At 44.7% G+C, this 13382-nt stretch carries 14 protein-coding genes; 10 read left to right on the top strand and 4 right to left on the bottom strand.

All coding sequences use genetic code 11. The features are described from left to right. Positions 1-25: 25 nt before the first annotated feature. Positions 26-1186: a leucine-rich repeat domain-containing protein gene (locus MHH93_RS04920; RefSeq protein ID WP_500053052.1), complete on the top strand. Its 1161-nt coding sequence runs from the start codon at positions 26-28 to the stop codon at positions 1184-1186. An 81-nt stretch (positions 1187-1267) separates the two neighbouring features. Here MHH93_RS04920 and MHH93_RS04915 read toward each other — a convergent pair whose 3' ends face one another. Further along, positions 1268-1900 (bottom strand): nitroreductase family protein, encoded by a 633-nt coding sequence (locus MHH93_RS04915; protein WP_500053051.1) that lies wholly within the window; start codon positions 1898-1900, stop codon positions 1268-1270. A gap of 130 nt (positions 1901-2030) precedes the next feature. Here MHH93_RS04915 and MHH93_RS04910 point away from each other — a divergent pair, with 130 nt between their 5' ends. Then, positions 2031-2270 carry a hypothetical protein gene (locus MHH93_RS04910; RefSeq protein WP_440388622.1) on the top strand — a complete coding sequence of 80 codons (240 nt, stop codon included), beginning with the start codon at positions 2031-2033 and terminating at the stop codon, positions 2268-2270. 136 nt (positions 2271-2406) lie between these two features. Here the strand turns inward: MHH93_RS04910 and MHH93_RS04905 are convergent, their stop codons facing one another. Together MHH93_RS04905 and MHH93_RS04900 are read right to left on the bottom strand one after the other, a co-directional pair. Next, positions 2407-3180: a M15 family metallopeptidase gene (locus MHH93_RS04905; RefSeq protein WP_500053050.1), complete on the bottom strand. Its 774-nt coding sequence runs from the start codon at positions 3178-3180 to the stop codon at positions 2407-2409. A gap of 425 nt (positions 3181-3605) precedes the next feature. After that, positions 3606-3968, bottom strand: coding sequence for an iron-sulfur cluster biosynthesis family protein (locus tag MHH93_RS04900; RefSeq protein ID WP_339260815.1), 363 nt, complete (start codon positions 3966-3968; stop codon positions 3606-3608). Between the two features lie 167 nt (positions 3969-4135). On the opposite strand from MHH93_RS04900, the gene MHH93_RS04895 reads away from it, so the two are divergent. From MHH93_RS04895 to MHH93_RS04865, 7 genes are all read left to right on the top strand, one after another. Beyond that, positions 4136-4720, top strand: coding sequence for a TetR/AcrR family transcriptional regulator (locus tag MHH93_RS04895; protein ID WP_500053049.1), 585 nt, complete (start codon positions 4136-4138; stop codon positions 4718-4720). Positions 4721-4853: 133 nt separating this feature from the next. Then, positions 4854-5300 (top strand): nuclear transport factor 2 family protein, encoded by a 447-nt coding sequence (locus tag MHH93_RS04890; protein ID WP_500053048.1) that lies wholly within the window; start codon positions 4854-4856, stop codon positions 5298-5300. 6 nt (positions 5301-5306) lie between these two features. Next, entirely contained in the window at positions 5307-6149 is an 843-nt protein-coding gene (locus MHH93_RS04885) for an NAD(P)H-binding protein (RefSeq protein ID WP_500053333.1), read from the top strand. 222 nt (positions 6150-6371) lie between these two features. Next, positions 6372-7346, top strand: a complete 975-nt coding sequence (locus tag MHH93_RS04880) for an ABC transporter ATP-binding protein (RefSeq protein ID WP_500053047.1) — start codon at positions 6372-6374, stop codon at positions 7344-7346. Further along, on the top strand, positions 7339-8853 hold the full coding sequence (gene opuFB, locus MHH93_RS04875; protein ID WP_500053046.1) for an osmoprotectant update ABC transporter permease/substrate-binding subunit OpuFB: 1515 nt from the start codon (positions 7339-7341) through the stop codon (positions 8851-8853). The genes MHH93_RS04880 and opuFB overlap by 8 nt, the downstream gene beginning before the upstream one ends. A gap of 51 nt (positions 8854-8904) precedes the next feature. After that, positions 8905-10251, top strand: a complete 1347-nt coding sequence (locus MHH93_RS04870) for a dihydrolipoyl dehydrogenase family protein (protein WP_500053332.1) — start codon at positions 8905-8907, stop codon at positions 10249-10251. A gap of 34 nt (positions 10252-10285) precedes the next feature. After that, a complete protein-coding gene (locus tag MHH93_RS04865; RefSeq protein ID WP_500053045.1) occupies positions 10286-10906 on the top strand; it encodes a DUF1349 domain-containing protein in 621 nt (206 codons plus the stop codon). Positions 10907-11137: 231 nt separating this feature from the next. On the opposite strand, the gene MHH93_RS04860 is transcribed toward MHH93_RS04865, so the two are convergent. Further along, positions 11138-11623, bottom strand: a complete 486-nt coding sequence (locus tag MHH93_RS04860) for an SET domain-containing protein (RefSeq protein ID WP_500053044.1) — start codon at positions 11621-11623, stop codon at positions 11138-11140. A 197-nt stretch (positions 11624-11820) separates the two neighbouring features. Between MHH93_RS04860 and MHH93_RS04855 the strand changes: the two genes are divergently transcribed. Beyond that, positions 11821-13377 carry an ABC-F family ATP-binding cassette domain-containing protein gene (locus MHH93_RS04855; RefSeq protein ID WP_017688769.1) on the top strand — a complete coding sequence of 519 codons (1557 nt, stop codon included), beginning with the start codon at positions 11821-11823 and terminating at the stop codon, positions 13375-13377. Positions 13378-13382: the final 5 nt, after the last annotated feature.

Raw genomic sequence — 13382 nt, 5'->3', positions numbered from 1 at the left:
GAAAACGAGAGGGGAGGAGTTAGATATGGATATTACTTATGCCTTCACGGATGAACGTTTCAGGCAAGTTGTGTTGGATCGTTTTTGTAATCAGCGGGGGTTCATTCAGGAGAGTGACGTTCGTGAAGTTGAGACATTGCAACTTCCCAATCACAATATTAGCAATCTTGATGGAATCGAGTATTTCAAGGGTCTTCAAGAACTGGATTGTACCTATAATCAATTGACATACCTGGATCTGACTAAGAACCACAAGCTCGGTACGTTACGTTGCAGAGAGAATCAACTTCTTACACTGGACCTTACCTCCAATTCGAAATTGCAGGTGCTGGATTGCAGCTTTAATCGACTTCGACAATTGGATCTTTCTCCTAATTCCAAGCTTGTCACGGTGGAGTGTCATTGGAATATGTTATCGAAGCTGGCTTTGGAGCCCCTTGAGCAGTTGGAGGAACTCAGTTGCAGTTATAACGCTCTTTTCTCTCTTGAGCTTGAACACAATAAGCAACTGCGGCGACTTGATTGTGCCAACAATTACATGTTGGAACTTGATGTAACCGGTTGTCCAAACTTGATTGAACTTCGTTGTAACCACAACCATATCAAACAGTTGGATTTAAGTTCAAATATGGTTTTAGAGAGTGTCCGGTGTTTTAACAATCACATTAGCGAGCTGGATATTCACCATAACGTACAACTAAAAGAGTTGTACTGTTCCGAGAACAAATTGACCGAGTTGGATTATAGCGCTAATCCCAAGCTGGAGAGACTGCAGTATGCAGACAATCTAATGTTTGAATCCAATCATGAAGTTCCGGGTATGGGGTTGTTTCAGTATGACGTCTCGATGTCCAACTATCAGATGCGCTTACTTACTCAGGATAAAGAACTGGTAGTCACTGCACAGGTTTCAACCAAGACAGAGATGGAAGCCTTATCCCCATATATGGAAGAAACGTGGATACGCTGGGACATGCTTCAGGAGCGGGCACTTAAAACCATTGCCGAGGCCCATCCGGACGAGGATATCAGTGAATTGGTTTTGGCTGATGCAGAATTTCAGGGAGATGGTTATTTCCGATTGGGTTATGATGCGGGGGATACACCTGCAGGCCAACTGTACATATACGCTGAGTTTGACGATGAATTTCAAATGTTGGACACGTTAATCTATGAAACGTATTAAAGCCACGGAATCGTGGCTTTTTTGTTTGATTAGTTTATCATTATATTCATTTATCATTGAACTAGTTTGTCATGTTATATGTTATTCAGCGTGCATTTTGTTGAAACTAACATATTCATTGATTGGTTTACGGTAACCGCGTGGGCGCTGTTTGGCTTCCGACTTTTTGCCGATCGTGATCATCATGACCGGTACGTAATGGTTAGGGATTTCCAAGCTTTGTTGCAGTTCTTCGGCGTCAAAGCCAATCATTGGACAAGTGTCCCAACCGCGATCCTGAGCGATCAGCATCAATTGCATGGCAGACAGGCTGGCATTGCGAATGGCATCCTCACGTTGGAAGAATCTGCCGCGTGATTCGTAAAATTCGGTGACACTTTGGGATTCCTGCTCGTATTGGAACGGAGTAAGAGCGCCCAGGTTCAGGAGGCCTTCGTTAATAGTGCGGATATGATGATGCGCATTGACATCGCCCAATACCACGATGACCGCAGAAGCTGTTTTTACCTTATATTGCTGGGAAGCCTCATAGACTTTCTCTTTCAGATCTTCATCTCTAATCACAAGGTAATGTGTGTGCTGCAAGTTGAAGGCAGAAGGTGCGAATTTGTTCAGGGCAAACATCTCTTGTAGTTCAGACTCCGAAATTTCAATTCCTTCTTCAAAAATAACGGCCGATCTGCGGTTTTTAACCAGGTTCTCGAACTCACTCATGATGGTTTCCCTCGCTTATGTATGATTTATAAACTGACTATAACACACTTAGTTACTTTATGTAAGTATTATTTTTGAATAAGACAAGTTTTGCCTGCCATACGCTAAAATAAAACACTTGAGGTGATTCATGAAAGCTCTCATCACAAGATTTAAGGGAGGACATGACCCGCATGAATTTCGGGTATATGTAATCCAATCTTCGACGTTAAAACGTTTTGTCGTTATGGAGATTATTTTGGGTTCCATCGTGTACAATGTCGCACTGTATTTGTGCCATAATGCACTACTTGCTGGCGCAGGCTCTTGGGCTGGAACGGAAAGTCTGAAGAGACTGCCACTCGTCTTTAGAAGAATCGTCGGCACGTGATGAGGTGTTCAAATGAAAAAGATTGAAGCAGAAGAGGGCCAATAGCGGCCCCATCTTCTATTTCAGCCTTGATATCTATAGTCATCCTTCTTTTATCTGATCGGATAGCTGACTACGGATGAGGTAGATACCTTCCTTATTTGGCACGTTCCAAATATTGCTCCAGCGTAAGTTTCTGACTGGTAATTTCACCAGCAATATATACTCCGACATACCGTACATGCCAAGGCTCATAGGAATAACCCGTTAATTTCTCTTGGTCTTTGCCATAACGAATGATGAATCCGTATTTGTGGGCATTGGCTTTCAGCCATTTGCCTTCTTTGGTGTTGCCGAAGCTTTGCTGAAGATCATAACCGGCGGAAGCGCTGGAGATATCCATTGCAAGTCCCGTTTGATGTTCGCTTTGTCCTGGACGAGCACTCGTTTTGTTAGCAACAGCTTCACCTTTGATACTGGCATTGCGGTCAAAGATCGATTTCTGAGTCGCATAAGAGCGATAGCCTGACACGGCTTTGATATCAATGCCGTCTTTTTTGGCAGCGGCAAATAATTTTTCAATAGCGGTTGCAGCCACTTTACGCATCTGTTTCTTCGGACTTGAGCCTGAGAAGCTAAATGGAATATTAGGTACAACCAGATCTTGAGGTGCGTAAGTCGAAGGCAGATTTCTCTTTTTATTGACAAGCACAACTGTACTGGACACATTGGTCACGGTTGCCACATTTTTGATGGTTTTGATCGTAGGACCAGGTGCATTATCATGCAGAAATTGAGTGAAGCTGGAGCTTGCAGCAGACGCGACGGGATTCAGGCTTGAAGTGATAGGGAGCGTAGTAAAAGCAGAACCTGCTACAACAGAACCTATGAGAATTGTTGATATAATGGATTTACGAGTAAAAGGTTTCATGATGTGTGTTCCTCCTCGGAATATATGAATCTATATACCGAGTATACTAGAGGATTATATCCATAGGTTCTCCAATTGTTTCCGAGTTGTAAACAAAGTTTGCTATAAAAACTAACTAGAGGGTATGTACCTTGCCACTTCGATGACAGAACAACCTTCCGATCGCTGTTATCCTCAGATTTTTTGATTCAATTTTATAATGGTGAAAATCTTAGGATAAAGGCGAACACTTCGTTTCTTCAGGTTTTTTCTGTCCTCTCCGTTTCGTGTAAATGTTTAGTTCATCTTTTATAGAGTCTTCTTTTTGCAACGCTGATAGAGGCATATAAAGAAAAGAACGTTAAAAAAGCCGTTGCATTGGAGGCAACGGCTTTTGATGTGAAGAGAGATAATGCTAGATTACTGCAATAATGCTGGAGACTGTATTACAACATGCAGGCGTCAGATCCACCGGAGCTTCCGACAGCTACGGCACGGGTATCGCGTACACGAACATTACCACTGAGTACTCCGGAATCACTGCTTAATTTGAAAGAAGGATAATTTTCTTCCGTATCCAGCTTCATGTGTTGTTCAAGGTTCAATTGCTGCTTCGGATCAACATAGAACGGAACCAGATTGGTTTCAATCTGCGCATCGAGAGCCGCAAGTTCATCAACAATGATGATCGCAATAACTCCGTTACATCCGCAACCTTCCAGATCATAGATTACTTTGAAGTATCCGGGTTGGTCATTCAGGCTTTCCGTCAATCGTTTTGCAGCCAGATCTGTAATTTGAATATACATATGGGTACACTCCTTTATATGTGGTCATGGTTGTAAGTAGTAAAAGAACTCATTCGGCTTCTATTCTCATTATACCACTTTGTCCAAAATCAAAGCATTTATTTTCTTGACTGATCAGTCTGGAAAGGGTATTCTTTATTTAACGAATAGGGAGGTGAGGTCTGAAATTGGGAAGAGCCAAGGGCTTTGACACGGAGACCGTTTTAAGAAAAGCAACTTCTGTATTCGGAGCTTATGGTTATGAAGGTACATCTTTGAGCTTACTGCTGAGTGAACTTGGCATTGCACGGCAAAGTCTGTATGACACATATGGAACGAAACATGATTTATTTGTCTCTGCGCTTAAATTCTATATTCAGCAGAAGACAGAAGCGGGCATCAGGCTATTAAACGAATGCACAAGTGTGAGGCAAGGCGTGGCAGAGTTGTTCAACGAAGTAGTTAATGTGCTTACAGAAGATGAACGTCGTAATGAATGTTTCATCATTAATAGCGCGGTGGAACAGGCACCACAAAATCACGAAATCGCAGCCTTTATTCAAACCACTAATCAACAAATGGAAGATGTTTTTCATACTGCGTTGTTACGAGGCCAGAGGAATGGTGAATTGAAGCACAAAGAGGAAGAATTGCCTGGGCTTGCCCGTTATCTGAATTATTCCCGACTCTCATTGCCCTTTACGGCGAAGAGCGGTGCAAGTGTAGAAGCGCTGCGAGATTTTGTACAGATGACCCTAAGGGCTATGGATTAACGGTTTACATGATATGGGCATGAATTCATAATGTTTTCTGAAAATGAACGCGTAGGGCGTTTATTTTTTTAACAATTATAGACTGATTGGTCTGGAAAATGAACGCCAAACAAAACTGAAGGAGGACGTGAGGATGACACAATCTCAGCAATTAGCATCAGGCAATAGCATACCGCATCAGATCATGCGCGGATTTACTCAATTGCTACTGGAGGGAGAATCAGAAAAATGGTTGGAGCTATATACACCTGAAGCTATCTTCGAATTCCCATATGCACCAGCAGGATATCCTCATAAACTGGAAGGCAAAGCGGCAATTACGAATCATCTTCATAATCTGCTGGGGATGATCGAAATCCAGCAGTTTTCTGAACCGGTAATCTTGGCCGATTCTACGAAACAACAGTTTGTGGCTGAATTTACTTGTAAGGGGCGTTCATTAGTTACAGGCAAGCCATACAACCAAACTTACATCTCTGTAGTGAGCCACTCTAATGGGAAAATTACACATTATAAAGACTATTGGAATCCAATGCTCGTACTCGAATCGGACTTAGGAGGTAACAAGCATGATCAATGATAAACCATTAACACTGATTACAGGGCTAATGGAAAAACGGGAAGCCGTATTGCGGGCATACTTCGAAAGCATCAATATCCGGTGCGTTTGGCAGGGAGAACTAAACCATCTCCTTCTGATTCTGCCGATAACTATGTCTATTTCGATTGGTATGATTCCGAGACGCATGCTCAGGCACTGAAAAATGTGAACCAGGTGTACCTTGTTGTGCCACTCATGGACATGAATCCAGAAGGTGTCATGATTCCGTTCATCAAGGAAGCATTGTGGAGCGGCGTTAAGCGATTTGTCTTGCTTGGCAGTGCTTCAGTTAATGAAGATGGTCCTATATTTGGCGAAGTACATCAGTATTTAAAAGCCCATGCTCCCGAGTGGGCGGTACTCCAACCATCTTATTTTATGGAGAATTTTACGGAGGGACCACATCGGGACACGATGAAGCAACTCGGTAAAATCTACAGTGCTGCGGGTGAGGGTAGAATCGGTTTTGTCAGCGCAGATGATATTGCAGCTGTAGCCTTCCGAGCCCTGACAGATGTTATTCCTCATAATACAGAGCATATTATTACAGGACCGGAGACGTTGTCTTATGGGCAGGTTGCCGACATCGTGAGTCATATACTGGACCAGTCCATCCAGCATGAATCTTTGTCCGATGATGAATTGAGGAACAGCATGATTCAAGCCGGAATGTCCGAAGACTATGCAACAGCTCTGTCAGGGTTGGATATTGCCATCCGTGAAGAAGGCCGGGAAGATCAAGTAACGGATACCGTGCTGAAATTGACGGGAAATACCCCGATTTCATTGGAGCAATTTGTTCAAAATCATATGGAAGTATTGAAATAATGGAAGAAACATATTGTACTTAATGAGAAGACGGTGCCTAGTGCCCGTCTTTTTTCCTGTCTAGCAACATATTTAGATTGTTGATTCAAATATGGATCTCTCCCTAACCAGGGGCACCCCGGAACAGCAGTGATTATACGAACACACTTTTGGGGAAATAGATGAAGATGAATGTTAGGGCGTGTCAGAGACACACCCTAGATAAAGGGGCGAAGAGAGCGAATGATTCAGTTCGAAAATGTATCAAAACAATATCCTGATGGAACTACAGCTTTGCATCAGGTTAACCTCAACATTAACAAGGGAGAATTGTTCGTCATGATTGGTCCGAGTGGATGTGGCAAAACCACCATGCTCAAAATGATCAATCGCCTGATTGAGCGAACAGATGGAACAGTCCGCATTAATGAACGCCCAATCGATGAATACAACATTCACGAATTGCGCTGGAATATCGGATATGTACTGCAACAGATTGCACTATTCCCGCATATGACAATTGCCGAAAATATTGCGGTTGTTCCTGAACTGCGAAAATGGAAGTCAGATCAAATCAAGGAGCGCGTACATACGTTGCTGGACATGGTTGGTTTGCACGGAGATACGTACAGTGAGCGCAAACCTGCCGAACTATCAGGTGGACAACAGCAGAGAATAGGTGTGTTGCGTGCACTCGCTGCCGATCCTGAGATTGTATTGATGGATGAACCATTCAGTGCACTCGATCCGATGAGTCGGGAGAAATTACAGGACGATATTCTGGATATCCAGCGTCAGATGAAGAAAACAATTGTGTTTGTCACCCATGATATTCAGGAAGCGATGAAGCTGGGGGATCGCATCTGCATTATGAAGGATGGACAGGTTTTACAGGTAGGCACCCCGGAAGAACTGATCCGACAGCCAGCGAATGATTACGTACGGGAATTTGTTGGAGGTCCTAACACCGATACGAGTTCACATTCTGATTTTGATCTCGAATCCATCATGTCACCACTTTCCCCTGGTCATGTGCCCAAATCGGCCAAAACTGCCGTTCCCATATCTACTACGCTACCGGAGTTGGTTGAGATTATGAGTTCTCACGACCATTTGCTGGTTGAACGTAACCGCCAGATTATTGGCGAGATCAATCGGGCCGATCTGATGAAATACTGGTCTGGTCAGTTACAGGAACGAGGTGAAGGACATGAGTAGATTCACGGAGGTGTTCAGTGAGCGCAAAGGTCAGTTGTTGTCTGCTCTGCTGGAACATATTCAGATCTCATTTATCGCATTGTTCTTTGCTGTCCTCATTGCTATTCCGCTGGGTATATACCTTACTCGCAAACCAAGAGTGGCTGAACCAATTATCGGGGTCACAGCTGTGTTGCAGACGATACCTTCCTTGGCGCTTCTCGGATTGCTCATCCCGTTATTCGGCATAGGTACCCTTCCTGCAATCATTGCACTGGTGGTGTATGCGCTGCTTCCTGTACTCCGCAACACGTACACAGGCATATCCGAAGTCGATCCTTCCATGGTCGAAGCGGCGAATGCGATGGGCATGAATAGTCGACAACGTCTAATCAAAGTGGAACTGCCACTGGCGATGCCTGTGATTATGGCGGGAATTCGGACCGCTATGGTTCTGATTGTAGGAACGGCAACACTTGCTGCTTTGATCGGCGCAGGAGGGTTGGGTGCATTAATCTTGCTGGGCATTGATCGGAATGATACGGCACTGATCATCCTTGGAGCCATACCGGCAGCCTTGTTGGCTATTTTGTTTGATGTACTATTGCGTCAGTTCCAGCGGTTATCCTTCAAGAAAACATTGGTTACCTTGGGTTCGCTAGCTCTGATCGCAATACTTGTGATTACCATTCCCTTCGTGGCACGTGGTGGACAGAAGGATCTCGTCATTTCCGGGAAATTGGGGGCGGAACCGGAGATTCTGATTAACATGTACAAATTGTTGATTGAAAAAGACACAGACCTGACCGTTGAACTAAAACCCGGATTAGGCAAAACGCCATTCCTTTTCAATGCACTCAAGTCGGGTGATATTGACATCTATCCCGAATTTACCGGGACAGCGATCTCCGAGTTCATGAAGGAAACGGCAGTGAGTACCGATCGGACCGAGGTGTACGAACAGGCAAGAGATGGAATGCTGAGCCAGTTCAACATGGTGCTTCTGCAACCTATGGATTACAACAATACGTATACGTTGGCCGTCCCACAGAGCATCGCAGATCAATACAATCTCAAGACCATTTCGGATCTCAAACCGGTGGAACAGCAGATGAAGGCAGGATTCACGCTTGAGTTCTCGGATCGGGAAGACGGTTACCTTGGCATTCAGAAGAAGTATGGGATTGAATTCCCGAACGTTGCAACGATGGAACCGAAGCTTCGCTATGGAGCTATCCAACGTGGCGATATCAATCTCGTGGATGCATATTCCACTGATAGTGAGCTGAGACAATATGAACTTGTTGTCTTGGAAGATGATGAGGAACTGTTCCCGCCTTATCAAGGTGCGCCGATGCTTCGTCAAGAAACGGCAGATCAATATCCGCAACTGGTTGAGGTACTGAATCAGCTTGCTGGCAAAATTACGGATGACGAGATGCGTCAGATGAACTATGACGTGAACGTAGAAGGAGCCAATCCTGAGCAGGTGGCTACGGAGTACCTTAAACAGGCTGGATTGCTGTAGCGTCGTATATCCCGGCAATAGATTACATTACCACGAGGAGGAGGAACCATGATGACACAAGAAACCTACGACTTGATTGCGATTGGAACAGGAAGTGCGGCAAGCTCTGTAATCACCCGCTGCGCTGAAGCTGGATGGAAAATCGCTGTGATTGATGAACGTGAGTTCGGAGGAACCTGTGCATTGCGCGGCTGTGATCCCAAGAAAGTACTGGCTGGAGCGGCTGAGCTGATCGATTGGAATGAGCGGATGCAGGGGAAAGGGATTCAAGGGAAGTTGAGAATAGACTGGTCTGAATTAATGGCCTTTAAGCGCACCTTTACCGAAAACATACCTAGAGCAAGTGAAGATAAATTCAAGCAGGCCGGAATGGATACGTTCCATGGTAAAGCTTCATTTGTCGATGAAGACCATATTCAAGTGGGAGAAGAAGTGCTCCAGGGCAAACACATCCTGATTGCTACCGGTGCAAGCCCTGCACCACTTGAGATTGAAGGTTCAGAGCATCTGATATATAGTGATGACTTTCTGGATCTGGAACAATTGCCGGATCGATTAGTTCTGGTAGGCGGTGGATACATTGCATTTGAGTTTGCGCATATTGCGGTCAGAGCCGGGACGGAAGTCCACATTCTGCATCGGAGTGAACAGCCGCTAAAATCATTTGACGCGGAGCTGGTTGAATCTTTATTGAAAAAATCGAAAGAGATCGGGATTCATGTTCATCTGAATGCGGAGGTGAAGTCCATACGTCAAGAGGGAAACACCTATGTTGTTCATGGCACACGCAATGGTGCAGATCACCAGTGGCAATGCGGACTTGTCGTGCATGGAGCGGGGCGTGTTCCTAATGTGGATGGGCTGGAATTGGAGAAAGCCAACGTCAGCTACAGCAAAAAGGGTATTACAGTGAACGAGTACTTGCAAAGTGAAAGTAATCCGAGAGTGTATGCTGCTGGCGATGTGACCGATACAAAAGGCTTACCTTTGACTCCACTAGCAGGTCAGGAATCCCGGGCTGTATCGTTCAATCTTTTGGAAGGGAATCAACACAAACCGAATTATAAGGTCATGCCTTCTATTGTATTTACTGTCCCTGCACTTGGAGCTGTAGGTATGAGCACGGAACAAGCCAAAAAAGAGGGCTACGAGGTGCAGGTAAATGATATGTCGAAATGGTATACTTACAAGCGAACTCATGAAAAATTTGCCATGGCCAAAGTGGTGATCGATAAATCAACCGGACGTATTCTGGGCGCGCATGTACTCGGGAGCAAAACAGAAGAATTGATCAACCTTTTTGCAATGGCGATTCAGTTCAATCTGACTATCGATCAGTTAAACACCATGAATTTTGCATATCCTACTGCTGCATCGGACCTGGGATCTTTAATTTAGAAGTGATGAACTCCCTTTTGGGATGGAAGGAAGGATGAAAACAACGATGTCATCGGATTTTATTGGGCTTCATGAAGGCAAGTGGACGAAGGAACCCGTTGCTGCACGAATGGATGGGGATCGTTTCGTTGTGGAAGCTCGGGAAGGCAGTGACTTCTGGGAGAACACATTCTACGGGTTCTGTCATCGGGATGGACACGCCATGCTTGCTCCATGGGACGGAACGGAAGCGATTGAGGTATCGTTTGATCTAAGCTCATTCACCGAATTATATGATCAGGCGGGATTAATGTTATGGCATGGAGAAGACCAATGGATCAAGGCCGGAGTTGAAGTCAACGATGGCGTGGCACATGTTGGAGCCGTCGTGACGGATACGTATTCGGATTGGTCACTCTCTCCTGTACCTGAGTGGGGTGGACGAATTGTGACGATCAGAGCGTCCTACAGTAATGAGGCTGTAGTCATTCGGGCTCGCACAGATGAGCATCCTTGGCGTACGATTCGGGTTGCACGGTTTGCCTATCCGACGAACAAACACGCAGGCCCATTTCTATGTTCACCGAAGCGTGCAGGGTTTGAGGTAGCCTTTACCAAGTGGAGATCCACGTCACCCGATGCTGACTTACACACAGATCCTCCGATTACGGATTAAAACAATTAAGATGCACGCTAAACAATGAAATTTGAACAAGTATGTCTGGCTTAGAAAGAAAGACAAAACAAAAAAAGCAAGTATTCCGTTAACGGAGGGCTTGCTTTTTTTAGGATTAAACTTGTTTACCATGAACAGCACCCAGGTACGCATTTCAGAATCTACCGGGGTTAGCGGTGGATTCTTTTATTTATAGCGAAGGTTTCTTGCAAAATTACTTTCGTGTAACGTTTATTTACTCGTGTCCGTATCCGTGGAGTGGATTTCGTTCTCTTTTTCAACCTCAACCTTATCCTCGTCGTCATTGGACTTATTGAACTCAAGCATACGCTCCTCATAATCATCCAGGAACCATAACGGGTCCATGCTGTCTTCTTCACCGTTGTAATTGATTACGATTTCTTCGCCAGCCTTGATGTCTGTATACGCGTAGAAGTCAAAGGTGTGGTTATCAAAATTGATATCGTAAGTAGCGTTAGGTTCGTAGGAGTGGTTGATCAGACTGCCGTAGCCGAGCAGAATGGCGGTATGATTCGCCCCGTATTCGAACACGTAATCTTCCAAAATCGTTTTTTCGACATGCTCATGATCTTCATTCGGGTATGGCACGACGGGTGCCTGATGGATCAGCGTTCCTTTCGCAATATCAACAGTAGCAAACACCCCGCGGTTAAACTCACCACCATCACCCAACTTGGATTGTTTCACTTCAATCATATTTTTCACCTGATGCTCTTTGAAGAGCTCCGTTCTATATAGTAGTAATTCATTAAGGCAAAATTTTAACCCATACTTTCATATAAGGCAAATTTCAGCCAAAAAGGTGCAACAATTTTAAATATGGCGTTGAGTTGTGCAGGAGATAACGCTTATAATATACAAAGAATTAAGTCTATATAGAAAAGGTGTCATGAATGAGCATATTAAATGTAGAAAAATTAAGTCACGGTTTTGGTGACCGTGCTATCTTTAACGACGTATCATTCCGCCTGTTGAAAGGCGAACATATTGGTCTGATTGGGGCCAATGGTGAAGGTAAATCCACCTTCATGAACATTATTACAGGCAAGCTTCAGCCGGATGAAGGCAAGGTGGAGTGGTCCAAACGGATGCGTGTTGGCTATCTGGACCAGCATGCTGTATTGAACAAAGGCCAATCCATCCGTGACGTGCTTCGCGGCGCGTTCCAGTATTTGTTCGACATGGAACAGGAAATGAATGATATGTATGGCAAAATGGGCGATGTGACTCCTGAGGAGCTTGAACAACTTCTTGAAGACGTGGGTACGATCCAGGATACACTGACGAACCAGGATTTCTACATGATCGATGCCAAAGTGGATGAAACCGCACGTGGTCTGGGTCTGACGGATATCGGTCTGGATAAAGACGTCAATGACCTGAGTGGTGGACAGCGTACCAAAGTACTGCTTGCCAAATTGCTGCTGGAAAAACCGGATATTCTGCTCCTTGATGAGCCTACGAACTATCTGGATGAATTGCATATTGAATGGCTAAAACGTTATTTGCAAGAATATGAGAATGCTTTTATTCTGATCTCTCACGATATTCCGTTCCTGAACAGTGTTATCAACTTGATCTATCACATGGAGAATCAGAATCTAACTCGCTATGTGGGCGATTATGATCACTTCCAGGAAGTACATGAGATGAGAAAACAGCAATTGGAGTCGGCGTACAAACGCCAACAACAAGAAATTGCTGACCTCAAGGATTTTGTGGCCCGGAACAAAGCAAGTGTGGCAACACGTAACATGGCAATGTCCAGACAGAAGAAACTCGACAAGATGGATGTCATTGAGATCGCCAAGGAGAAACCGAAACCACAGTTCAATTTCCGTGATGCAAGAACGTCCGGCAAGCTCATTTTCGAAACCAAAGGTCTTGTGATTGGTTATAATGAACCGTTGTCCAGACCATTAGATTTGCGTATGGAACGTGGACAGAAGATTGCGCTCGTGGGTGCGAACGGAATCGGTAAAACAACCCTGATGCGCAGTATTCTGGGCGAAATTCAGGCGCTGGAAGGAACCGTTCAACGCGGTGAACATCTGGAGATTGGTTACTTCCAGCAAGAGATGAAGGATGCGAACTATAATACCTGTATTGAAGAAATCTGGCAGGAGTTCCCTTCGTATACCCAATTCGAAGTGCGTGCTGCACTTGCAAAATGCGGTTTGACTACAAAACACATTGAGAGCAAGGTAGCTGTACTGAGTGGTGGCGAGAAAGCCAAAGTTCGTCTCTGTAAATTGATCAATAACGAAACCAACCTGCTTGTACTCGATGAGCCGACGAACCATCTGGACGTTGATGCCAAGGAAGAGTTAAAACGTGCACTCAAGGCTTACAAAGGCAGCATTCTTCTGATCTCCCATGAACCGGAATTCTACCGTGATGTAGTTACGGAGACGTGGAACTGTGAGTCATGGACAACGAAAGTGTTCTAAAATAG

The sequence above is a fragment of the Priestia sp. FSL H7-0729 genome (assembly GCF_038005685.1).
GTDB lineage: Bacteria > Bacillota > Bacilli > Paenibacillales > Paenibacillaceae > Paenibacillus.
This window is presented reverse-complemented; position numbering and strand designations above follow the sequence as displayed.

Excerpts from the sequence above, each read along its gene's own strand:
- MHH93_RS04880 (WP_500053047.1), top strand. The coding sequence starts at position 6,372 with ATGATTCAGTTCGAAAATGTATCAAAACAATATCCTGATGGAACTACA.
- MHH93_RS04890 (WP_500053048.1), top strand. The coding sequence starts at position 4,854 with ATGACACAATCTCAGCAATTAGCATCAGGCAATAGCATACCGCATCAG.
- MHH93_RS04855 (WP_017688769.1), top strand. The coding sequence starts at position 11,821 with ATGAGCATATTAAATGTAGAAAAATTAAGTCACGGTTTTGGTGACCGT.
- MHH93_RS04865 (WP_500053045.1), top strand. The coding sequence starts at position 10,286 with ATGAAAACAACGATGTCATCGGATTTTATTGGGCTTCATGAAGGCAAG.
- opuFB (WP_500053046.1), top strand. The coding sequence starts at position 7,339 with ATGAGTAGATTCACGGAGGTGTTCAGTGAGCGCAAAGGTCAGTTGTTG.
- MHH93_RS04870 (WP_500053332.1), top strand. The coding sequence starts at position 8,905 with ATGACACAAGAAACCTACGACTTGATTGCGATTGGAACAGGAAGTGCG.
- MHH93_RS04915 (WP_500053051.1), bottom strand. The coding sequence starts at position 1,900 with ATGAGTGAGTTCGAGAACCTGGTTAAAAACCGCAGATCGGCCGTTATT.
- MHH93_RS04900 (WP_339260815.1), bottom strand. The coding sequence starts at position 3,968 with ATGTATATTCAAATTACAGATCTGGCTGCAAAACGATTGACGGAAAGC.
- MHH93_RS04905 (WP_500053050.1), bottom strand. The coding sequence starts at position 3,180 with ATGAAACCTTTTACTCGTAAATCCATTATATCAACAATTCTCATAGGT.
- MHH93_RS04920 (WP_500053052.1), top strand. The coding sequence starts at position 26 with ATGGATATTACTTATGCCTTCACGGATGAACGTTTCAGGCAAGTTGTG.
- MHH93_RS04910 (WP_440388622.1), top strand. The coding sequence starts at position 2,031 with ATGAAAGCTCTCATCACAAGATTTAAGGGAGGACATGACCCGCATGAA.
- MHH93_RS04860 (WP_500053044.1), bottom strand. The coding sequence starts at position 11,623 with ATGATTGAAGTGAAACAATCCAAGTTGGGTGATGGTGGTGAGTTTAAC.